This is a genomic window from uncultured Paraglaciecola sp., assembly GCF_943787955.1.
Lineage (GTDB): Bacteria > Pseudomonadota > Gammaproteobacteria > Enterobacterales > Alteromonadaceae > Paraglaciecola.
The window spans coordinates 49,058-71,495 of record NZ_CALSOK010000023.1 but is presented as its reverse complement, the minus strand read 5'-3'; the positions used below and the strand labels follow the sequence as shown (position 1 = coordinate 71,495).

Sequence of the window (22,438 nt, the reverse complement as noted above, 5' to 3'; positions counted from 1 at the left end):
CCCTTCACACAGTCAATTCATCCCAACAAATCGCGGGCGACTGGCTATAACTTTTTGCACTGCGAAGAGTGTAAATAAACGAATCCTTGCGGATGATATTTCTATATTTTTGACCCTGCTCTCTTAGTGCAAGCAAATAAGATTTCAGTTCACTGGCCATGGTGCTCGAGAAGGTATAACGAATTTGCCCTGTATCTTCTACTATACCCACCGCTAGCCCATAAGATATTTGAGTTAATGGCGGGCGGATCACCGCAACCAAAGTTTGCCCTTGAAAGGTTAAACCGGCTTGATCGAACTTTGCTTTCATTTTACTCATCACCTGTTGGGTATCTTTTATCGCGTCGATATTTTCTGCAAACTGGAGAGTTTTATTCACAAAAACTGAATTTACAAACACCTCTGAATCATATTCTTTTGAAGCTCTTCGGTATATTCCTTGCCAACTTAAGTTGGTTGCGCCTACTTTTAATTGCTTCTCCCGAGCGTCTCTTAATGACACATAACTGCGATGCCACAAAATGTTATCACCTATAGGTTGGCCGTCTTTTAAAAATTGAATATTGAGGGTTAACTCATCGCAACCATTTACTTGCCCAGAAAAATTTAAATTTTGTAAACCAAAGTTAATTGATAAAGGCTGAGTATCATCGTAACTCTTGAGATTAAAATCTGGATATAACCCATCTTCCAGTACAGTTTGGCCGTTAACCTGTAAATCATAATACAAGGCATCAGCTCCGTTTCGAATGGGCTTGTCGGAGCTTAAGAAAAAGTGAGTATACCCAATCCCAATCAAATCTTGTTGATCAACTCTTGATTCAAGTGTTGACAAAGATGGCACGGCCCAATAGGTATGTTTAGTTTGTGCATAGGCCTCTGAAATAAAAGGCGATAGCCAATTTAGGTTGCTAATAGAACTATCTGGATCATTCGTCAATGGGCATAAATCAAACCACTTGGGTGACATCTCATCATGCAAACACTCTCCGTTTGCATTACATCTAAATTCCACATAATTATTGTCATTTGGCTTGACTGTTTTAGCCCGTTGCAAGCAAATTTTAGCCGGTTGTTTTAGCAAGGTGTTGCCTTGTCTAACTTGGAAGGCCACTTGAGCAATACTCGTTACACCTATATCTAATAATTCAATGGTTTCACTAAAAAAATCATCATCTTGTTTAACTAACTTTTTCTCTCCCTGTTTATTTTGCAAACGAAAAAACGCTATGTCTGAATATTGATTTTGTGTATTTATTTGTTCAGAATCTGAATTTTTAAACTTAAAGTCTATGGTTTTAGGCAACTCATCTGCTTGGCAATCACCCAGAATGCACGCTTTTATACTGCGCAGATGAGGATCAAGACATGTCCGGATTTCCCCATCGGCAATATTGCGAATACTTTCATCTAAGTAGTTTACCGCCCCTTTTGAGGTTACATCACTGATCCCAGCTCCTGCATTCGCTCCTTCAGTCAAACTGCCTTGAACTCTTGCATATAAATCGACGTTATCGGTTTGACCACTCAAACAGGCATCTTGTGCAATTTTGAGTAATTTCATACCTTTTTTTTCACTTTCACTTAACGTCACTTCTGGACTAAAAATTTTATCTTTAAAAAAAACAATAGCGGTAACTGTTAACACCAAAACGAACATGATTAAAAGTGAGGTTGGCCATTTCATTTAAATCGTCCTTAAAACTTCAGTTTCACCCAAATATTTATAAAGTCCCAGGGAATGGCTAAGGCTTCGCGTATGTAGTAACGCAACCATTTAATTGTTCCCAAGGCATCTTTATCCGATGGCATGTTTGCTCGCTGAGAGTCAACATCCAACATCCACAATAATAGCTGACATCTATAATTGTGATAGGTACTAGAACAAATAATGACGTGATCATCTTGGGGTTGATAAGAATGACGAGTAAGTATTTCAGCGCAATAAAAGGTCGAATCCATAGTATCTTTGGCTTGATCTTCCACAATGATTTGCTCATTGGTTGCACCCAAATCTAATAATAGCTTTTGCATGACATGTGCTTCGCTAGGGGCATGTTTGCCTACCCCACCTGTTACGATAAAATAGCAAGGGGTGGCTAAACGTTGACTAATTTCCCATGCCCCTTGAACCCTGCGTAACAAGGTACCACTGGGGCCCCCCCCAGCTTTCACTGCCGCGCCATAAATAATTAAAAATGTTTGTTTCGACATATATCTTCAATCTATTAACTGCAGTTGTGCAAATTCTCGGTACAAAGCGTTACTTTTGACCAATTCTGGATGGGTACCTACGGCGACTATCTCACCTTTGTCCATCACCACTATACGATCGGCATTAATAACCGTCGCCAATCTATGGGCGATAATCAAAGTAGTTTTGTCTTTCATTAATTCTTCTAGCGCCAACTTAACATGTTGCTCGTTAGAGGCATCCAAAGAACTAGTGGCTTCATCTAACAACAAAATAGGTCTGTCAGCCAAGATAGCTCTAGCAATGGCAATGCGCTGTTTTTGACCGCCAGATAAACGCACCCCTCGTTCGCCTAAGTTAGTCTCATACCCCTGGGGTAACTCCAGAATAAAGTCATGAGCGCGGGCTGCTTTTGCAGCGTTTTCAATATCTAACTGACTAGCATTGGTGCGGCCATAACCAATATTATCTTTAACGCTACTAGCAAATATCACTGATTCTTGAGGCACCAACGCAAATTGATCTCGCAACGCAGGTACATCTAGCCATTTAATGTCTTTGCTTTCTAATTTTATCTGACCGCTGCTGACGTCATAAAAACGCAGTAATAATTGAAACAACGTAGACTTTCCTGCCCCACTTGGGCCAACTAAAGCAATACGCTCACCACTTTTTATTTTCAAACTCAGGTCTTTTATCACCGATACATTGTCAGCTTGGGGGTAGTAAAAATTCACATTCTGTAAGCTAATTTCACCACTGACTTCATTTGGCAAGGCAATGGGAGACACAGGCGACTCAATACTGGTTCGAGTGTTCAGCAGTTCCATTAAACGCTCACTGGCACCCGCTGCTTTTTGAACTTCCCCAATCACTTCACTAATAGTCGCCACAGCGCCACCCGCCATAACCGCATAAAACATAAATGCGGTGAGTTCGCCAGCACTCAGGACCCCTGTTAATACTTGCTGTGCACCTATCCACGCCACTGACGTGATGGCAATAATACTAATAGCCATAATAAATGCTACCAGCAAAGCACGATATTTAATTCGTAATTGCGCAGCCCACATCACCCCTTCAATACGAGATTGGAACAATGTTTTGTCTATTTCTTCATGAGAATAAGCCTGCACAGTGTGGATTTCATGTAATGTTTCATCTACATAAGCGCCCACATCTGCGACTTTATCTTGACTGTTTTTTGAGTGTAATCTTACTTTAGCCCCAAATACTCTAATTGGCATTAATACTATTGGCACTGCAATTAATACATATAAAGTCAGTATTGGGCTAGAAAATAGCATCAAAAATAACGCACCAATAAAAGTAATACTCGAGCGCAATCCCATTGATAACCCCATTCCTACTACAGACTGAAGTAAGGTAGTGTCTGCGGTAAAACGAGATATCACTTCTCCGGTTCGCGTTTTAGCAAAAAATGCAGGGGATAGCGTAAGCAAATGCCCATACACATTTTGGCGAATATCTGCACTAACCCTCTCACCCAACCAAATCATCCAGTAAAATCGAAAATAAGCAGCAATACTGCCTATCAGGGCAATACCCATTACCATGAACATAGTTTCATCTAGCTTGTCAGCATTATTAGCAATAAACCCTTCATCCACCACAGCTTTAATACCTTGGCCTAATAATAGCCACGACGCAGCACCTACAATTAATGCAGCTATGGCAAAAGCCACCTTTGATTTGTATGGACGAAGTTGACCAAATAGCCATTTCATTACGGTGCTGGTTTTAGGGGATTGCAAGGTCTGTCTCTCTTAAATTTAAAAGTCACGTTTATATTGGGGCATTAGGAGCTAATTACGATACGACAGCCAAAGTAATAAATATCAAACTGTCACAGGACTTTATGTATCTACACCATACTGAGCAGATGCTAACGGTTCCTTACTCAAAAATATTTATGGAAAACCACAAGCTTACTTACAAATAGCGATATTACCTAAGCGTATTTAAACAAAAATTGACAAAACTACAAAATAAAAACTGACCATTATTTAGCCAGTTTGAGGGAGTTCAAGCCACGTTGCTATATGTTTACTTGTCATCCACATTTAGAATAGCCAGTATCAATACAAAAAAACATAACACCAGATTGAACAACGGAATTTGTAAGTTACTTGGCATTATATAAATAAGACTCACTGCAGGTATCCAAATAATCCAAGTGGTCACTATTGTAGTAGGAATTTGCACCTTGATGAGATCATCAAAATACATTTTACTTTTCTGCCAATTAAACTGCTGATCTTTCCATAGAAAAGCCAATGCAATCAATGGCGAAGTGACAAACACTGTGAATACAAATTGATCAAACGAGGTTTTTTTTAGTATGGTTAACCAGTCGGTTCCTTCACCAAACAACACAATTTGTAAGCCATAAAACGCATTTATTAACCCACCCAACGTTGCCCATATAATGATATAAAAAAGCAGTTGTGTGAAAGGTAGAAATCGAACTTTACCACTTAAAAACAAATATAAAAAAGGTAACAGCCCCCCAAATATTGATGTGGAAATGACAGCATACACCGCACCATATTCTGCTTTTAAGTCAGCAAAAAATTGAAAGGTTTGCTGGGATGCTGGCCAATAAAAATAACTGAGTCCAATTGTTAAAGCGAACAGCTGTAAACATAGGCCTGGTAATAAATTAGCGCCCATAGCACTTTTAATATTACTGACTAGTCGAGCACCATTAGATTGCTTGGATAACATTAAGCTTTACTCTGAAAAGAGCATTTCAACCACACATGCCCCCCCATCATCGTGCAACTTGAGGTCAAAACAGCACCCCAGAGCCAGTCTTTAATCGTAATAGATAGAGGCCAATGTAACACTAATGCGTAATTGCCTAAATTGTAAGTACCGTAAGCGGCGGCACCTAAAACAAAACCTCGCCATAGAAAGTAAAATTTAGACTGAGTGCTTAGTTGAACCTTGATGGCTAAAATCAACATAGCCAATGGGTACAATAGATAAAAAACAATCCACGGCCAAATGATGACCGGCTCTCGCATAATATGCCCCATCGCTTGCTGATAGCCGTCTTTTGCAATCAAACCTAACCAGATGCCATCCAAAATTAACAGGCTGAGTAATAAGGTTAAGTAAGTCATGATGTTCGTTTTCATCTTGATCCCATTAAGTTGACCAAACTAGCTAAAGCTATATCAGTTTGCTTGTTCATGTAAGGATTAATTTTATAATGGCCCGGGCTCCAGCCTAATAAAAACCGATAAAAGTCGGCCCACACTAATGGGTATAACGTGCGCCACTCTTTCTGTAAGGGCATAAAATCTATATCAATCTGATAGTGATAAAGCGCATGTTTGAGATGCAAAAAATACTCATCTAATAAGCTTTGTTCATAATTGAATAAATCATCTTGATTAAGACAAGCACCGAGAAAATAAGCAAGGTCTTTTACGCCTACTCCTTTACCCACATACTGGAAATCGACTGCCGCTAATCTGTTAGTGTCACGGATATCAGGAAAACAAAAATTAGCTAACTTCGCATCACCGTGCACCAAAGTTTGAAAGCGGGCATGATTCAATGCAGTGTCTAGAGCCTGAGCAGCATCTTTGAGTTTACCTGCCTGCATCACCTTAAACTCATCTTGACGTGTAGCCAGATGCCAATATGTGCCGACTGACCATAGGTCACAACTGTCTTGCTGTAAAAACCTAGCATGAAAATAGGCCAACCATTTGATGCCTAACTTTACGTCAGCCAGAGTGCATTGGTCTTTACGCACCGAAAACCCAGCTTGATCTAAATCTTGTAATACTAATATTTGTTGTTGGTTCTGTGAGAACCCTGCCAACAGTTTAGGTACCACACAGTGATCATCACACAAGGATGCGTAACCTCGATAAAAGTTGGCTTCAACTTGATAGGACTGCAATTTTCGTTGATGGCTGGTTTGCGTATTCCAACCTCTAGGATGAACTTGTTCTTTGGGGGGTGAAATATGTTTAACAATAAAAGTAGTATCGAGTCTTGGGCTAACATACCGTGAAACATCGCCATAGCCACTCCAAAGAGATTGCACGGTTTGTAATTTATGTAGTGATGTGTCTTCAAAATACTGTTTAAGCTGCGCTAAAACATCGATAACTGGCACCCGTTCTGCTTGTAAAATTGATTGGCTATCAATATTTTACACTAAACAGAAAACGCTAAGAAGAGCGAATAATTAAAACCACTATGAACGGTCACTTTATCTACTATAAATATCAGTCTATCGCGATGCGGTGGCTATGATTAATAAGCTCTACTTCGGTCAAGACAACGTCTCATTAATATGACAAAAAAATTAGCATAATCATCAGCTCAATGGCTTTATACAAACTCTATAAATGTGACTGCCTCATTTCTGTTCAAGTCTAACAACAATTGCATTTAACGTTACCGAACCATTCGTTGTGTCCCATTAACAAAATCCATTATATAACCTGCTTGTTTATTTAAGTTCGAATAATATTTGCCGAACATGCAAACGAACAATGTGCAAACGAAAAGTGTGCAAAAAACCTGCAAATAATGCGCATAGAAACCTGTAATAAGTCAAGTAAGGGAACGAAGGAGAGAATTGGGATCGCGCTCAGATTATAAATGTTAACCTGAGCGCTTTAGGTAAAACTAAGGTGTCTAACTTAGATCCATGCCCTGAATAATTTCATGGGCAATTTCAGGGGTGGTAACACTGGGTTTTTCATGCAAATCACCTTTTAACTGTCCTTTACGGTGTTTAAGTGCGGCATCTAATTTTTTACCTGCTTGGGATATAGCCGGGTACATCACTGCACCTTTACCTCTTACCGCAATACTGGTCCCTTCATATTTAGTGGCAACCTCTGCACTAAACTCACCGTGCTCTTTAGTCACGATGATATCTATGGCGATAAGGGTAGGAAAATGGCTGGCTATTTTAGAGAACTTTTGATGAATATCTTCTTTAACTGATTCTGATATATCACAATGATGACCTGAAACATTTATTTTCATAGACTTTCCTCTTTGCTCTGATTACTTTTTTATTGTCGAGGGCGTATAGATCCCTCATAAATCGCCAAGACTGAGAGCATTTGTTTTTATTGCATCGCGTTAATTACGCGGCGCCCATCTTGACGTTTAGTCATTCTAAACAAATCAAGCGAACAAAGACTTCAGCCTCAAGGGTTTTCCTCAAAACATCCCCATCCTGCGTTAAATCAGTGTATTGGGATAACCAAACCTCACTGTTTATGCCTTGACTGAGAATGTTTTGATGAAAATCTTACCAACATATGGCAGAACAATATTTACATAATAGCTTGGGATAAGATGAGCAAAAAACAAGTAAAAATCAATATAAAAGTTCATACTGTTTGATTTTTTTTTGCTTCCATAGGGGTCTGTGTTAAATTTGCCTCATTATCAATATGACCATTTCTGGATTAATTATATGACCTTGTACCAAGGCAACTCCCGCAAGATGAATGTGAGTACTGATGCAAACAATATCGCGCAATATGCACTGCCCATTGGCGATAATGAAATTAATATGAATGCTTTGGTAGGCCAATCACTTAAGGTTACCTATGGCGGCGAGATACATTGCGTACATTGTGCGATAAAAACCAAAAAGAGTTTTAATCAAGGATACTGTTATCGCTGTCTAATGAAATTAGCACAGTGTGATACCTGTATTATCAAACCAGAACTATGTCACTACGAAAAAGGCACCTGTCGCGAACCCGCTTGGGGTGAAGCTAACTGCTTATCAGACCACTTTGTCTATTTAGCCAATACAGGCACTGTAAAAGTAGGGATTACACGCCATGTTACTGATGGGGTGTCTAGTCGCTGGATAGATCAAGGCGCCACTCAGGCCATTGCCATCATGCGGGTACAAAACAGGTTAACCAGTGGCTTGATAGAGATGGCATTTAAAGAGCATATTGCTGATAAAACTAATTGGCGCACTATGCTAAAAAGTCAGCCCGAACAAGTCGATTTAGCTGCGCTAAAAGAATCACTACTGGAACACGTTGAAGCTGATCTAGACGAAATTATTGAAGAATATGGTTTTCAGGCTATCGATATCACCAATACACCTGCCATTGATATTCATTATCCTGTTGAGCAATATCCTGAAAAAGTGAAATCTATTAACTTAGACAAAGAACTGATTTTTGAAGGCACTCTGCTGGGCATCAAAGGTCAATATCTTATGTTGGATGGCGATCGTGTTATCAACATGCGCAAATATTCTGGCTATAACTTACAGCTTGAAACAGCCTAGCTGTTTGCACAATAAAAATAATACAGCTTAAATATCTATTCCTCGCTGCGCAACACACCGGTATTAGTCTATGCGTAGCGAGGAATATTTCGTTTAGCTAAGTATTCTGGTTATTTTGCAGCAGGGTTATTTTTTGAACTTTTAACGATTTCTTCATCAAGCATTTCAATCAACCTAGCACGGTCAAACTGGTGAACTTGCCCATTATTGAGTTCTAACATCTTGCTAATTTGGCGACGTAAAACTCGGTCCGCTTGGGCCACTGTTCCTGTCACCATATAACGACTTTTAGGTGCGTTACTTTGCATAGCATGTAACGCCGCTTTACCTACTGGCGCTGGGTCTGGTTGTTGGTCCATTTTAGTCAAAGCATCAAGCAGATATGCTAGCTCTTGAGGATATGCCGTGTCTTCAGTCCAATAGTTGGCATCATCCATTAGCTTTTTCGCCGCAACACCTATGTTCGACTTATACGTACTTGGCTCAATGATATGCACGCTAACATCAAAGCGCGCCATTTCTATAGCAAGCGTGTCGTTAAAAGCCTCAATTGCATGTTTACTCATACTATAAGCCCCAAATATAGGGGGAGTAATAATACCTGCGACAGAGCCCGTAGTGGCTATGCGACCTTTGCTCTGGATGATCAACGGCGCAAATGCTTGTGTGACTCGCACCGGGCCATAAACATTAACATCCATCTGATAATGTAGTTGCTCTACTGGCACCTCTAACAACGGGCCAAAAACGTTAATACCAGCGTTATTTATTAGTCCATATAAGCCGCGGCCTTGTGCTTCAACAAAGGTCACCGCTGCATCAATTTCAGCTTGGCTGCGCACATCAAATTGCACAGCGGTAACATTGTCCATGGCATTCATTTCTTTCATTTCGTCTTTATGTAAAACGCCAGCGTAAACATAGAAGCCATTTTTACTCAATTCTTGGGTCATTCTTAATCCAAGGCCCGAATTGGAGCCTGTCACCAAGACTGCTTTTTGATGGGAATGTGCTTCGCCATGATGGGCGCTGTAGCTATCGAAACTGATGAATAAAGTTATGCTTAGCAGGATAATTCCTAATATTCTCATTGAGATTCCTTTTTAGGTTATGTTAAGGGTGGGTGAGCTGACATATTGAGTCGTAATGGCGGTTAGTATATGTAAATATCGTAATTGGCTACATTTACATCCGCTATAGGTAAACATTACTCATAGCTATGTTAAGTTTTTCGCACTTGCTGAATCAATCGCCACATTAAATATGAATAAAAAGCGGAGTCAGAGAAAAGTATCTAGAGCGCCATTGATGTTTTGAAATTTGAAAGGTGATGATAAGGTGGGTTACAATAAAGATGCTGCATTATTGACGAGTGGGAACAAATATCATTCCCCCATTACATCTTGAATAATCATTAATTAAAAATATCAATAGCAAGTCATATTGAGAATATATATCTAAATTAATGGTTTATTGAATCTCTCTTCACGAGGTAAATAGTTGTTTTCAGGATCGAGCGATACCAACACTTTATGCGCCTTGCCCTGAATTTCTATGGCTGGCACAAATCCATAATATCGTGAGTCTGCACTATTATTTCTATTGTCGCCCAACACTAAATAATGCCCTTGTGGCACAATGATTTGTGCAAAATTATCTCTCGCTTTGGCCACAGGTATCAACTGCACACTATGTGTAACATTCCCTAAATACTCGGTTTTATGAAGTGCATTAGCATTCTTTTCGTAGAGGATGGGTTCACCATTGATAATCAGTTTGTTATTAACCATGGCAACTCTATCACCCGGCTCCCCAATCAACCTTTTAACCAATCTATTACCGGCTTTTTTAGAATTAAACACCACTATGTCACCCCGTTTGGGCTGGCCAGTTTGCATAATTTTGATATCAGTAAAGGGCACTTCTAAGCGGTAGGCCATCTTATCTACAAAGATCCGGTCGCCCTCAACAATGGTTGGTAACATAGAGCCTGTAGGCACCACATACCAATCAGCAAAACTACTACGTGAGGCGAATAACACTAAGGTAAAAAGCAAAATACCCCAGTTTTCTTTTACTAATTTTTTAAATGAAATGTTCATATTGTCATTATCTGGAAGAGTTATGGAATATATGACCGAGAAAACAGATGAAAGTTTTGAGCAGTTTGTAACCCTTTGTGTCTGAAATCATGTCTAAAAGTCAGTAACCAGATATGATTATTGATTAACTGTGCTTGTGATTAACTATTCTTTTCTGCGGGTAATTTGACACCTCACAATATCTGAGCACAAACAAATCTGGCAGCCCGCGGAGTGCTGTTAGCGGTCATTACTGCAGCTCGAAAAAATGGGTTTTATAGTGGTGCAAGCCAATTTTTTTTCATGGCTACGTAGCAAAAATCATGGTCTACGATCCCTTTATTTATTTCTTAACCACATTTAATAGGCAACATTTACTCCACTGTAAAACTATTAGTTATTACCTTGCGAGTATTTAGTCAAGAATTGATGTACGTCAAAAAGTTTTTCACTCCTGTATTTATTATCATCTCTAAATCTAAGTGTTAATCAAGTCACGAGGGGTAAAAATGAATAAACGCGATGAATATGTAACCAATCTTAAACAAACTGTTGATGAGTTTAATGAAAAAATAGCAGAACTTGAAGTTAAAGCCGGTCAGGCCCGAGCTGAGGTCAAAGCTGAAATCGAAAAGCAAATCGCATCGTTAAAAGAACAAGCTAAACCGCTAACTGATAAATTAGACCAGTGGAAAGAGGAAAGTGAGGAAAAAATGGACGAGTATCTGAAGGAAGCGAAAAAAATCCGTGATGCCTTTCTCCATTCCTATAACTACTTTAAGTCACAACTTAAATAAATTATGGGCAGCCGTGGAAACTTCAAACTCGGCTGCAATTAACATGAATTTGTGAGCTGAAACCTTTCACGATGTAAATACTGATAGTATGAAAATCCAGGAAATCAAACCTTAAGGCGCCATGCAAAGGTCTTAAGTTTGTTCAATAAAGAATTTAGTCGTTGCCGTTCATCACAATACTCGTTGAAACACCTCCAACATTGTAGGCTATAAGTAATACAGACGAATCTTACCTCTGCCGCTTAGCAGTTTCGTTCAACAAACAAATTAGAAACGACGAGTTAACTAACGCGTAGTAGCTTGAACTTAAATTTTAAGACTAACGCTTTAGACCTAATCTGATAGTCGAGCGTTAATCTTGGCTGAGATGTTTGTGCTATTTGCAGTCGGTGAGCAGGAGTTTTCTGACAGGCTGCTGTGAGCCTAAAAGCAGGCGGTCTAAAAGTCTGGCTAATAGGTGTGCTAATATTTTAAGTCTTTCATCTCACATCCGTCGGACTTATTGCTCCAGATTTATGCTTACCTAAAACGTGGGTAAGCGTCCGGTGATCCACGCCTAGCAGTCATCCATTATTCATTCGAAAATACTTCCTCACTGTAATGGGAGGTATTATGAAGCATAAAACACTAGATGAATGGCAGAAATTGATAAGCCAACAACAAACGAGTGGGTTAGCCATTGTTGATTTCTGTAAAGAGCACAGAGTTAGCACATCAAGTTTTTATAAATTTCGTGGGCGATTACAACAGCAAGTTAACCCGCCTCGTTTTGTAAAAGCTAGCAAGTCTGCTATCGACGCGACTATTCAACCATCAGTATCTGTCAGATTGGGCGAGGTTTCGTTATCTTTTTCGACGTCTTGCGAGCCTGTTTGGTTGGCAAGTTTCGTTAAGGCACTGCAATCATGAGAATGTTCGTTGAGCCAGATGACATTTATTTGCACCTTGAGCATGTTGATTTTAGAAAGTCGATTAATGGCTTGCTGGCGATTATCGAAAGTGAATTAACATTAAACGCATTCTCCGGTGCATTATTTATCTTCTGTAACAAAAAACAAGACAAACTCAAACTCTTATACTGGGATAAAACCGGGTTTGCATTATGGTACAAACGGTTGGAGAAACAACGCTTCAAATGGCCTAAGTGTGGCCAACTCAAACACACTAATTTGAGTGAGCAGCAGTTAACATGGTTGCTCGGTGGCTATGATGTCGTTGGACATCGCAGCTTGGATTACACGGCCTCTGGGTTATAACGTACGATCATAAGTAGCATTTAACGATCACGTTTTAATCTAATTGAAAACAGTCACTTAGGGTTATAATAAGTGACATGAATAAAGCCCAACTACGCCAACAAATAGCCGAGCTTAGCAAGCAAGTTGAACGATTAGAAAGTCGCAATCAGTTTCTTGAAGAGCAGTTTCGTCTTGCCCAACAAAAACAATTTGGGGCGAGTAGCGAAGGTCACCCTGGTCAAGGTGAATTGTTTAATGAAGCAGAAGAGCTGGTTGCTGAAACACCTGTCGAAAAAGAAGACATCAGCTACACACGCAATAAACCTAAGCGTAAACCATTACCAAAAACATTACCTCGTGAAGTGGTTATCCATGATATTGCACAGGAAGATAAAGTCTGTGCTTGCTGTAACAATGAATTGCACAAGATAGGTGAAGACAAGACTGAAAAGCTTGAATTCATCCCTGCTCAAGTTAAAGTGATAGAGCATGTTCGTCCTAAGTATGCGTGTCGTGTATGTGAAAAGGACGGCATTAGCAATCACATCAAACAAGCACCGGTGCCACCTTCAGTTATCCCTAAAGGTTATGCGACACCAAGCTTACTTAGTCAGGTAATCACCAGTAAATATCAATTTGGGTTGCCACTGTATCGTCAAGAAGCGATGTTCAAACAATACGGTATTGAACTGAGCCGCAAAACTATGGCCGATTGGATGTTGAGGTGCGCTGACTTGCTCACACCGCTATATGACCATTTACACGAATTGATACTTAAGCAAGGCGTCATTGCCGCTGATGAAACCACCTTAAAAGTCGTCAGCGAAGATAAAGCGAAATGCTATATGTGGGTGTATACCTCAGGCGCCGACTCACCTGAAGGGAAATTACCCAATACTGACATCCCAAATATCGTGCTGTACGACTATCAATCGAGTCGCGCGGGTCAATGTGCCGTGGATTATTTACAGGGTTACAACGGGTATCTACAAGTGGATGGCTATGCGGGTTACCACAAAACCCAAGCGACACTCGCAGGCTGTTGGGCCCATGCGAGACGTAAATTCGTTGAAGCCAAAACCGCACAGGGCAAAAAATCTAGCGGCAGAGCCGATTGGGCACTTAACCATATTCAAAAGCTGTATCGTATTGAAACGCAAATAAAAGCGAGTGCACCTGATAACAGGCGGAAAGTAAGGCAGGAAAAGAGCACTATATTGCTCAAACAGTTCGAAGCGTGGCTGATAAAATCAGAGTCGCAGGTATTGGCAAAAAGCAAATTAGGCGAAGCCATCACCTACTGCTTAAATCAGTGGAGTAAACTCAACACTTACACCCAATATGGTCACCTGAACATCGATAATAACCGCGCTGAGCGCGCGATAAAACCCTTCGTCATAGGCAGAAAGAACTGGTTGTTTAGTCAAACGGCCAAAGGCGCTAAGGCCAGTGCCATACTGTACAGCATTATAGAAACTGCAAAGGCAAACGGACTAACGCCGTTCGACTATATGATGCATTTACTTGAACAAGTCTCGGTTCAAAACACCGATATCGAGCCACTGCTACCATGGCGATTTGCTAAAGACTAGGTGGGATTGCCGGACGCTTACAAACGTGGGTGTAAATTTGCGTGGTTTTTACATCATCATGCCCCAGTAATTCTTGCACGACTCTGATGTCATGTCCTGTTTCAAGCAATCTTGTTGCGAAACTATGCCGAAAGGTATGTGATGTAACCCGTTTTAAAATGCCTGCTTCTTGCACTGCTTTCTTTAAGGCCTTTCGAAACCCAGTTTGGTGAAGGTGATGCCGGCATACATAGCCATCGTAAGGGGGACACATCGTGTAGTTGAAGGAAATATATATTGCCAAGATAAGTTAGTAGCGGCTTTCCCATATTTACGAATTAGAGCAGGTGGTAGTGATGACAGTCCATACTCTTCATCAATGTCCTTTTGGTGAATACACTCCACTTTTTGAATTTGTTTAGTAATCTCGGTCTTAGTCAATTCTGGAAACATGGTTACACGGTCTTTTTGGCCTTTTGAATGAAAAATAAAAATAGTATTTCGTTCAAAATCAAAATCCTTTACGCGCAGCTTCAGCACCTCAGATATACGAAATCCCGCGCCATACATTAATGTCCCAATAGTATGATGAACCCCTCGTAATTTATCGATTACAGCAATCGCATCATTATGACTTAATACTTCAGGTACACGGACAGGCGTCTTAGCAAATTTAAAGGACATATTAGTCAAGTCCATATTAAGCACATGACGATACATAAAAATGATGGCGCACAAGGCTTGATTTTGAGTCGTTGGCGAGACTTTTAGCGCTATGGCAAGATGTGATAAAAACTGTTCAACCTCTAGTTCACCCATATCTTTAGGGTGACGCTTGCCGTTGAAATAAATAAATCGCCTAATCCAATGAAGGTAGGCCTTTTCAGTTTTTATGCTATACCTTTTGGTTCGCAAAATAGTTCGAACATATTCTATAAAAGGTGACTTTGACATAATATTACCCTCTGCAAATCATACTGTTTTTATATACAGATATAATGCATATTTTAAAATAATGCCAAGATTGCTTCCTATTATGTAAATTCCTTAGGTCTCGTTTTGTTTTTCAAAAATACGCTAAGTTATTCATTTAATTATGGAAAATATTATTCACATAGTTTTTAATAGGAAGCAGAAAAGTCGCGTTAAAGTCAGGTCTCCTTTTGCTTTTCAATTCTTTGCGGTCTTGCTGGCATGAAAGTGAAAAATATCACATAAAAATTAATAGGTAAGTACTGAAATTGACGAAAATAAAAATCAAATCGAGAAGTTACATATACGACATGCTCGATAATAAGCGTTATAACTCAAAATAATTTTTTAGCATCTCTGTAGAAATTTTCATGTGTTCCTAAAGTCATCAATTCGAGAACTAATGCTCCGTCTTCGTAGCTGTAACCAAGAAGCGTGAGTTGTTTTGCCATCTTGAATTTGTACACTCTCATAAAAGAAAGGTTACCTTTCTTTTGTTCACCGATAGTTGGCGATTCCAATAACGTTTTGACTGCACTATCTAAATCAGACTTTTGGTTTTTATGCAGTTTTTTTACTGCTTTTTTAAAACTTGGGGTTTGTAGTAATTTGATCTTACTAACCAAAAGTATATTCCTCTAGCTTCCCGGCCTCTTTTTCCGCTTTTGCAATGATGACTTGCTTAACAAATTCGTAAGGTAACTCAGGATTATCTTCCATCATCTCGCCTATCTTAGCCCAATGTTCAATTTGCTTTGGGGCCGTTCTATTTAGGGCTTTAGCCATAATTGTTGCTTTCTCAACTAAGTTTTGATCTAATCGAATACTTGCAGTTGCCATAATAACTCTCCTGTTGCTTGAGTTTATTGTAGTACTTTGCTACAAATGTGGCAATGAGTTATAACAAGCGCATCAAGTCAGACTGCACAATTTAGTACAATTTTTTGCAGGAAAAACGACGCAAAAAAGCGTCCAAAATTGTTCCGCTTCTTATGCGGGCGTTAATGCCCATTTTACTGCGATAGATTACTCAAAAATTGTATTTCACCACAGTCCGCTTACTTGGGCAAAGGAGACTGTCGGCTAAGTAAGAACCAACTGCTGCAATTCGCTCTAAGGAGGCGGATCAATCAAATTCGCAAATGCATGCAATGTGCTCTTCTTGTCCTTTTTTCCACCGTACTATAATGACATTTAAGCCTACTTTGTGGACAAGGGTTTGTTAGTTCGATTATGTGTGACATAACGGTGTTGCCAGACACATCTTTAATACTCATAGTTAATTGTTTATCTGATAGTTCAATCACACCATAGTTTGCCTTGGCATAACTCTCCCCTACCCTGTGTTGATTGGGGCTAACATTTTTCCATTCTTCGGTGAGACCCGACGCAGTCATTTCCCATAAAGCTTGACCAGTTTTTCGTGTTATTTGGCTGAATTCACTCCAATGAGTATCGCCGCTGACAATCACCAGATTGTCTATTTGATATTTATCGAGCAAGGCTAAAAAGCGTTGTCTTTCATGGGGGAAATTTGCCCAGGATTCCCACCCGGAAAACTCAGGTAAAAATTGTAAACTGGTTGCGAGAATACGCACGTCTGCAGGTTGTTGTAATTGTTGTTCTAACCACTGCCATTGGGTTTCGCCCAACATGGTAGTCGATCCATCTTGACTGGGTAAATAAGGCCCTAAATTATTCGGCGCTTTGCTGAGCATATAGTTAAGCCTGCCCACTGATTCAAGAGGGCTTCGATTCCAACGAAGGTCAGGCAATATGATCTGCACTTTTTTATTGGCTTGAGTTAAAATATGACCGGTATAGATACCGTCTACTCGGGTTCGCCTTGGACTCTCTTTGGGCACGTTAAAATAATCCAGCATAATTTGCCGAGACGCCTCTTTTTGCGGGTATTCTGCACCAGCATCATTTTCACCAAAGTCATGGTCATCCCATATACCAATAGTAGGTGTATTCGCCAACATCGTCTGCATACCCAATTTTGACCATTGCTTGGCGTATATGGCTTTCAACTCAGCCATATCTTCGGTATCGCCGTAAACATTATCCCCAAGCAATACAAACAAATCGCCTTGCTCTTGGTTCATCGCTTGCCAGATAGGTTGTGGCTTATCTTGGTGTAAACATGAGCCAAATAGAATTTTAATCGGCACTGCAGATAGCTGCTTAGCCATCACTGTTGTGCTAATTGTTATCAACAAAAAGAAAATACTGTTCGTGATACGTTTCATGATGATTTACCTATGTTTGACTATCGGTAAGGGTTGGCCGATGTCCGTCGCAAATTGCTGATAATCGAACCCAAGCAATTGCACCGCAGTCGCCGCAACTTGATCCAGGGTAAAGTGTTGGGGCTGCTGTATTGAAACTGATTTATTTACATCTGGCCCCATGGCGGCTAGCCAAATCTGATCTGCACCGGGTATGCCATCCTGATATTGTTTTAATCCGTTTAAATAACCTTTCACCGCCTTTGGGCTAGCATGGTGTTGCCATGACTGTGCTGAGTTCCCTCGACCGTGATCCACCGTAATAATCAGATTGGTATTGTCTTGATACTGCTCTATAGATTGCAACAAGGTCCACAGCTGAGCAATAAATTTATCAGCTCGATTAGCGCCCCGCAAATATTCAGGGTAATTTCCTTGATGAGCAAAATCATCTGTTTCACCTAGTGCCACATACATCACTTTTGGCTGATGTGCCAATATATACTCTTTAGTAAAACCCAAGGTAAAGGCATCTAAACGCACATTATGCCAAGGACTGGGAACTTGTGCTTGCAACGTATTTAACCACTGAGCTTTATCTGATAAACCGGCCCAATCGGCAGGCTCAACCCCGCATTAATAGGCACCCCACTGCGTGTCCGATTAATAATAGCGGGAAACACATCCCAACTGCCAAAAGCAGCCACTTTTCCTTGGTAATCTGATTGTTTATTCAGCCATTCCAATATTGTGATATTCGGATTGTCGTTGGGTTTATTTGAATTAATTTTCGAGTCAACTTTACCCGTTAACAACTCGTTGTAACCTGGATACGAAAAACCAATAACCGTTGGTGACCTGCATCTGTGAGCCTAAATCACGGTTACCTATTAACACCCCATCTGTTGCCAGCACATTCCATAAAAAAGGCATCAACTTCTGACGTTTATTTTCGGGACTTGTGCCTGAAAACTGTTTAAACTAAGCCTGCTTTTTGTTCCTTAAATGCGTCTAAATCAAGCACATCATCCTGATACCCTTGAAATACTTCTTGCCAACGCAATCCGTCAATACTGACCAAAATTAAATTATCAGCAGCTTTGCTCGTGAAGATAAAGCAGCATAAACCCAACAATAAGATTAATTTCATTTCAAACTCACTCTCATTAGGCAAAAAAAAGGGACGAGCATAAGCTCGTCCCAAAAGTGACACACAGGGAAACTTTATTTAAAATGCGGCTTTTAGATTTAGGGCAACCGTACGAGGTGCACCTATCCATGCTGCATTAGTGGCAATAGTACCAAGGTAGCTTTCATCAAACAGGTTGTTGATAGTGAAGTTAATGTCAATCGACTCTACACTGCTGCCAAGGTCATCAATGGAAGTACCAAAGTAAAAATCACTGACTGTATAAGCTTCTACAGCAGCAGTATTCCCTTGATTCATCCAACGTTCGCCAACATATTTCGTGCTCAGGCCAGCAGAATGGTGACCACGTACCCAATCGATGCTGACTACACCCATTTGTTCAGCGGCCCCAATGACACCATTACCTAAATACTCGGCGTCGGTGTATTCTGAATCATTACTGGTATAAGACCCATACACACTGAAGTTTTCAGAAAGTTGGTAATTTAACGATGCTTCAAAGCCTGTCGACTCTATGCCACCGTCATTAATATAACCACCCGCAGCCGACTCTAAAAAGTCGATACCCGTTACAGTTTCATTACTCACAAAGTTGATCCTGTCGTCAAATTTAGTGGCGTAATATGTTAGGCTAGCGCTTAAATCTTTAGAGGAATAACGCAGGCCAAAGTCAAAGTTGTCTGCAGTTTCTGGTTTAACCACACTTAAGTCTGCATCATCACGCTCTAACACCGCATCTTTAATTGAAGCATAGTTTTGTGCAAAACCAGCGAACATCTCAAGTCCAGTGACAGGTAAAGGTGCCACAAAACCGGCTGAGAAGAGTAAGTCTGAATCTGAAGATACGCCCTGATCGTTAGTTGCATTAAATCTGTCGTTTTTCGACACATCAACAAAAAACTGCTTGAAACCAAAGTGTGCTTTAGCAAAACCTAAATCAAGTTGGTCTTCAAGGTAAAACATCGTAGTTTTTACTGGGAATTCGCGATCGTACTGAACCCAATAAGGGGTTTCATCAAAACGGTAACTAGTCGCCGAATCAATGATTTTCTGCCAACTACGATTTTCATCACGCGTGTAATCTTCGTACCAGAAACCACCACGAAGCGTATTATCCATACCGGCTATACGCGCATCCCAGATAAAGTCAGCATTGATACCAATACGTGATTTTTCATAATTAGTTGTGCGATATGAACCTACTGGAATAGCCCCTTGTTCATAACAACCTGGGTCATACTCAGCGCCTGCGCCTCCGTAAGGGAAACTAATAGAGCTTTCACAACCATCGATAGGACTAAGCTGAACACCCGCTCTGTCAACAAAGAAAATTTGTCCTAAAAAGTCACCACCATAAACCGTGTTGCCAGACACCACTTCAGAATGACCAACACCTTCTCCGTCATCAGTCACATTCACTAGGTAAGGCGGCACCCAATCACCACGACCTTCGTTATTGTGATAATAAACATTGGTACTAAATGCCACGTCACCGACTGTAAAGTCAGCCTTCAAATACGTAAAAAAGTTTTCTCTTAATGTAGACCAACCACGTCGATAAGCTTGATCTTGGTAAGGAATACCTGTCCATTCGTTGGTCAGTTGATCCCAACTAGAATTTTGCTCAAATTGCGACAAACCATAGATACGTTGGTAATTGTCTTCATGGGTATCGTCATAAGATGCATAAGCAGTCAAATTAACGTCACCGATAGTGCTGATCACTTTTGCAGCAAAATGGTCACGCACATTTTCAGCAGTTTGATCCATCCAGTCACTACTTTCTTGGTTAGACATACTGAACCATGCAAAAGTATCTTTCGCTATTTCGCCTGTTTCATAACGTGCAAAGAATTTTCTACCATCAAACTCAGCAAACGTAGTGCTGACAACCAAACGCTCGTTTACACCAGGCATCAATGTAACAAAATCGAGGGTGCCACCCAATGCTTCATGGGAACGAGAAGCAATATCTGCCGTACCTTGTGACACATCGACTCTGGCTAAGTTTTCGGTATCAATATAACGATTAGCTTTTGCGCCGCCGCCATAATTGGAGTTACCGTTGGCAATGCCATCTATGGTCATACCAATCTGCTGTTGAGATAAATCAACTTGGAAACCACGAATAGAAATACTGGTGGACCAATCGTCAGCACCAAAAGTATCACCTTCGTTAATTAATACCCCTGGCAAGTTATCAATGGCAGCCAATACACTGGTCATGGATGTTTGCTGCTTCATCATTTCATCTGATGTTTGGTTGTTAGCATAAGATACACTTCTGCCGACTACTGTGATCGACTCCATGCTTTCTTCTGACTCTTCTGCTCCTAGGGCAGGCGCCATCAATGCGCAGGTACCCAGTGCAACGGATATAGATAAAGTTAAGTTGGATAGTGTTTTAGTACTCATTCTGTATTGCCCCATTTAATGTTTTTTCTTGGGCGTAATATGAATGGGCAATGTGAACCTGAGATGTACTTTTATTGACGCTTTGATGATAGTTTTACTGTATTTTTTAGGCAAACTAATGACATCTTTGTGTCATTAGTTTATTTTTTGACCAAATGGGTAAACACTATTTTTCAATAAAAAACGTGCCCCAACCGTCGTAATCAACGTTATGTTTAATAGCAATAGCAAAAAGTTTATCGGTATCTTGGTTGATTAAATTTGCATCCAACATACGTTCGACCACGGCATCAAAACAAAAGACTTCCTCACCATCTTCCAACTCTAACTCCTCGGCATCACCTACTTCAAAACCGGCTTTAAAGGCATCAACAGCCGCTTTTTCTAATACGTCAAAGTCAGCACTAGCAAAGTGATACTCAATAGTATGTGCTTGACTGGCGTCACTGCCATCTTCGATCAATGCTTCAATCGTTTCTTGATTAAACTCATGCCATTCGGCTAGTTCGGATGTTTCTTGTGAATTCATAAAATATACCTCTGAGCTAAGCGGATCACCGGAATTTATTGTCCAATTCAGTGTCTATTTTTTTAATCTGTTGCTGCATTTTTTGATGAAAATATTCAGCATTTTGTTTAATAGATTTATGTTCATCCATAAACTCAGGCTCTGACAGCTCAATTAATAACGTGCCATTATTCCATCTGTTTAATTTTATTTTATCATGTAAGCGGCTAGCAGTAATCATCACTATGGGTTCATTGGTCGCTTTGGCAATGCGAAAAGCACCTGTTTTAAAGGGCAATAATCCACGATTATAGCTGCGAGTACCCTCAGGGAAAAACCACACGGATAAGCGCCTTTTTTGAATTTTTTGCACTGTACCTAGTAAGGTATCATGAGCGCGACCAGAGTTTTTTCGGTCGATCATAATGTTACCGGTTAACCAATATATCTGGCCAACCACAGGTATCCACTTAAGGCTTTTTTTACCGACTGTTACTGTACCTTTTTGCGTCGCACCGCAGATCGTCAATAAATCATAACTATTTTGGTGATTCGCAATATAGACGAATGGCCCACCTTGTTTGACGCTGTCGGGTACCCTGATTTCAATTTTCAATCCCAGTAAAGCCGACACCGAACTATACAAAGCACCAGCAGCGTGAACGTTATCTCGATGAAAGGGCCGCAGCAAACAAATCAATATGAGAACTATGTTTATCAGCAAAAAATAAAAAAATATCGCAACTATGCGTAAAAGCGCTAACAAGGCCTATCCTGATCAATAAATTAGTCGCAGATTATACTCACTTTTAGCCAGTAGCTAAAACACTTATACTATTTGTATTTTTATCTAAGTATTTTTCAACATTTTTTATTGCCACATAAATATATGAATTAAACTCTTAATTAGCCGATACTTAATAAATCCATAAATTATTTCGTTCATTAAGGCTATTCAT

At 40.1% G+C, this 22,438-nt stretch carries 25 protein-coding genes; 5 read left to right on the top strand and 20 right to left on the bottom strand.

The genetic code is table 11. The annotated features are described in order from the left end of the window. Positions 1 to 4: 4 nt before the first annotated feature. The 7 genes from Q0Y52_RS18475 to raiA all read right to left on the bottom strand — a co-directional run bounded on the left by Q0Y52_RS18475 (position 5) and on the right by raiA (position 7,237). Complete coding sequence (locus Q0Y52_RS18475; protein WP_297824000.1) at positions 5 to 1,687, bottom strand: hypothetical protein; 1,683 nt, start codon at positions 1,685 to 1,687, stop codon at positions 5 to 7. An 11-nt stretch (positions 1,688 to 1,698) separates the two neighbouring features. Beyond that, positions 1,699 to 2,214, bottom strand: coding sequence for a YdcF family protein (locus tag Q0Y52_RS18470; RefSeq protein ID WP_297823999.1), 516 nt, complete (start codon positions 2,212 to 2,214; stop codon positions 1,699 to 1,701). Positions 2,215 to 2,220: 6 nt separating this feature from the next. Further along, positions 2,221 to 3,969 carry an ABC transporter transmembrane domain-containing protein gene (locus Q0Y52_RS18465; protein ID WP_297823998.1) on the bottom strand — a complete coding sequence of 583 codons (1,749 nt, stop codon included), beginning with the start codon at positions 3,967 to 3,969 and terminating at the stop codon, positions 2,221 to 2,223. Positions 3,970 to 4,261: 292 nt separating this feature from the next. Further along, complete coding sequence (locus tag Q0Y52_RS18460; protein ID WP_297823997.1) at positions 4,262 to 4,942, bottom strand: hypothetical protein; 681 nt, start codon at positions 4,940 to 4,942, stop codon at positions 4,262 to 4,264. After that, entirely contained in the window at positions 4,942 to 5,358 is a 417-nt protein-coding gene (locus Q0Y52_RS18455) for a DUF2177 family protein (RefSeq protein ID WP_297823996.1), read from the bottom strand. The genes Q0Y52_RS18460 and Q0Y52_RS18455 overlap by 1 nt, the downstream gene beginning before the upstream one ends. Then, positions 5,355 to 6,353: a phosphotransferase gene (locus tag Q0Y52_RS18450; RefSeq protein ID WP_297823995.1), complete on the bottom strand. Its 999-nt coding sequence runs from the start codon at positions 6,351 to 6,353 to the stop codon at positions 5,355 to 5,357. The genes Q0Y52_RS18455 and Q0Y52_RS18450 overlap by 4 nt, the downstream gene beginning before the upstream one ends. Before the next feature lie 527 nt (positions 6,354 to 6,880). Continuing rightward, positions 6,881 to 7,237: a ribosome-associated translation inhibitor RaiA gene (gene raiA / locus Q0Y52_RS18445; RefSeq protein WP_297823994.1), complete on the bottom strand. Its 357-nt coding sequence runs from the start codon at positions 7,235 to 7,237 to the stop codon at positions 6,881 to 6,883. A gap of 439 nt (positions 7,238 to 7,676) precedes the next feature. Between raiA and Q0Y52_RS18440 the strand changes: the two genes are divergently transcribed. After that, on the top strand, positions 7,677 to 8,516 hold the full coding sequence (locus tag Q0Y52_RS18440) for a DUF2797 domain-containing protein (RefSeq protein WP_297823993.1): 840 nt from the start codon (positions 7,677 to 7,679) through the stop codon (positions 8,514 to 8,516). 110 nt (positions 8,517 to 8,626) lie between these two features. Here the strand turns inward: Q0Y52_RS18440 and Q0Y52_RS18435 are convergent, their stop codons facing one another. After that, positions 8,627 to 9,607, bottom strand: coding sequence for an SDR family oxidoreductase (locus Q0Y52_RS18435; RefSeq protein ID WP_297823992.1), 981 nt, complete (start codon positions 9,605 to 9,607; stop codon positions 8,627 to 8,629). Between the two features lie 366 nt (positions 9,608 to 9,973). Next, positions 9,974 to 10,618, bottom strand: a complete 645-nt coding sequence (gene lepB, locus Q0Y52_RS18430) for a signal peptidase I (protein WP_297823991.1) — start codon at positions 10,616 to 10,618, stop codon at positions 9,974 to 9,976. A 488-nt stretch (positions 10,619 to 11,106) separates the two neighbouring features. Between lepB and Q0Y52_RS18425 the strand changes: the two genes are divergently transcribed. The 4 genes from Q0Y52_RS18425 (at position 11,107) to Q0Y52_RS18410 (ending at position 14,224) form a co-directional block, all read left to right on the top strand. After that, positions 11,107 to 11,394: a hypothetical protein gene (locus Q0Y52_RS18425; protein ID WP_297823990.1), complete on the top strand. Its 288-nt coding sequence runs from the start codon at positions 11,107 to 11,109 to the stop codon at positions 11,392 to 11,394. 612 nt (positions 11,395 to 12,006) lie between these two features. Then, the gene (locus Q0Y52_RS18420) at positions 12,007 to 12,303 is read left to right on the top strand and encodes a hypothetical protein (RefSeq protein ID WP_297816924.1); all 297 of its coding nucleotides are present in this window, start codon (positions 12,007 to 12,009) and stop codon (positions 12,301 to 12,303) included. Next, on the top strand, positions 12,300 to 12,650 hold the full coding sequence (gene tnpB / locus Q0Y52_RS18415; protein WP_297816922.1) for an IS66 family insertion sequence element accessory protein TnpB: 351 nt from the start codon (positions 12,300 to 12,302) through the stop codon (positions 12,648 to 12,650). Before Q0Y52_RS18420 ends, tnpB begins: the two co-directional genes overlap by 4 nt. 77 nt (positions 12,651 to 12,727) lie before the next feature. After that, the gene (locus Q0Y52_RS18410) at positions 12,728 to 14,224 is read left to right on the top strand and encodes an IS66 family transposase (RefSeq protein ID WP_297816919.1); all 1,497 of its coding nucleotides are present in this window, start codon (positions 12,728 to 12,730) and stop codon (positions 14,222 to 14,224) included. Here the strand turns inward: Q0Y52_RS18410 and Q0Y52_RS18405 are convergent. From Q0Y52_RS18405 to Q0Y52_RS18355, 11 genes are all read right to left on the bottom strand, one after another. Further along, a complete protein-coding gene (locus Q0Y52_RS18405) occupies positions 14,214 to 14,477 on the bottom strand; it encodes a tyrosine-type recombinase/integrase (RefSeq protein WP_297823989.1) in 264 nt (87 codons plus the stop codon). The genes Q0Y52_RS18410 and Q0Y52_RS18405 overlap by 11 nt on opposite strands. Beyond that, positions 14,408 to 15,157, bottom strand: a complete 750-nt coding sequence (locus Q0Y52_RS18400; RefSeq protein WP_297823988.1) for a phage integrase N-terminal SAM-like domain-containing protein — start codon at positions 15,155 to 15,157, stop codon at positions 14,408 to 14,410. The genes Q0Y52_RS18405 and Q0Y52_RS18400 overlap by 70 nt, the downstream gene beginning before the upstream one ends. A 353-nt stretch (positions 15,158 to 15,510) precedes the next feature. Next, positions 15,511 to 15,801, bottom strand: a complete 291-nt coding sequence (locus Q0Y52_RS18395; RefSeq protein ID WP_297823987.1) for a type II toxin-antitoxin system RelE/ParE family toxin — start codon at positions 15,799 to 15,801, stop codon at positions 15,511 to 15,513. Further along, positions 15,794 to 16,015 carry a hypothetical protein gene (locus Q0Y52_RS18390; protein WP_101199797.1) on the bottom strand — a complete coding sequence of 74 codons (222 nt, stop codon included), beginning with the start codon at positions 16,013 to 16,015 and terminating at the stop codon, positions 15,794 to 15,796. The genes Q0Y52_RS18395 and Q0Y52_RS18390 overlap by 8 nt, the downstream gene beginning before the upstream one ends. Before the next feature lie 290 nt (positions 16,016 to 16,305). Then, complete coding sequence (locus Q0Y52_RS18385; RefSeq protein WP_297823986.1) at positions 16,306 to 17,427, bottom strand: alkaline phosphatase D family protein; 1,122 nt, start codon at positions 17,425 to 17,427, stop codon at positions 16,306 to 16,308. 6 nt (positions 17,428 to 17,433) lie between these two features. Continuing rightward, positions 17,434 to 17,982: an alkaline phosphatase family protein gene (locus Q0Y52_RS18380; RefSeq protein WP_297823984.1), complete on the bottom strand. Its 549-nt coding sequence runs from the start codon at positions 17,980 to 17,982 to the stop codon at positions 17,434 to 17,436. A gap of 5 nt (positions 17,983 to 17,987) precedes the next feature. Then, positions 17,988 to 18,221: a hypothetical protein gene (locus Q0Y52_RS18375; RefSeq protein ID WP_297823983.1), complete on the bottom strand. Its 234-nt coding sequence runs from the start codon at positions 18,219 to 18,221 to the stop codon at positions 17,988 to 17,990. A gap of 161 nt (positions 18,222 to 18,382) precedes the next feature. Then, positions 18,383 to 18,556 (bottom strand): hypothetical protein, encoded by a 174-nt coding sequence (locus tag Q0Y52_RS18370; RefSeq protein ID WP_297823982.1) that lies wholly within the window; start codon positions 18,554 to 18,556, stop codon positions 18,383 to 18,385. Positions 18,557 to 18,634: 78 nt separating this feature from the next. Continuing rightward, positions 18,635 to 20,905 carry a TonB-dependent receptor gene (locus Q0Y52_RS18365; RefSeq protein WP_297824027.1) on the bottom strand — a complete coding sequence of 757 codons (2,271 nt, stop codon included), beginning with the start codon at positions 20,903 to 20,905 and terminating at the stop codon, positions 18,635 to 18,637. A gap of 232 nt (positions 20,906 to 21,137) precedes the next feature. Further along, positions 21,138 to 21,500, bottom strand: a complete 363-nt coding sequence (rraB, locus tag Q0Y52_RS18360; RefSeq protein ID WP_297823981.1) for a ribonuclease E inhibitor RraB — start codon at positions 21,498 to 21,500, stop codon at positions 21,138 to 21,140. Positions 21,501 to 21,525: 25 nt separating this feature from the next. Further along, positions 21,526 to 22,245, bottom strand: coding sequence for a 1-acylglycerol-3-phosphate O-acyltransferase (locus tag Q0Y52_RS18355; protein WP_297823980.1), 720 nt, complete (start codon positions 22,243 to 22,245; stop codon positions 21,526 to 21,528). Between the last annotated feature and the right edge of the window lie 193 nt (positions 22,246 to 22,438).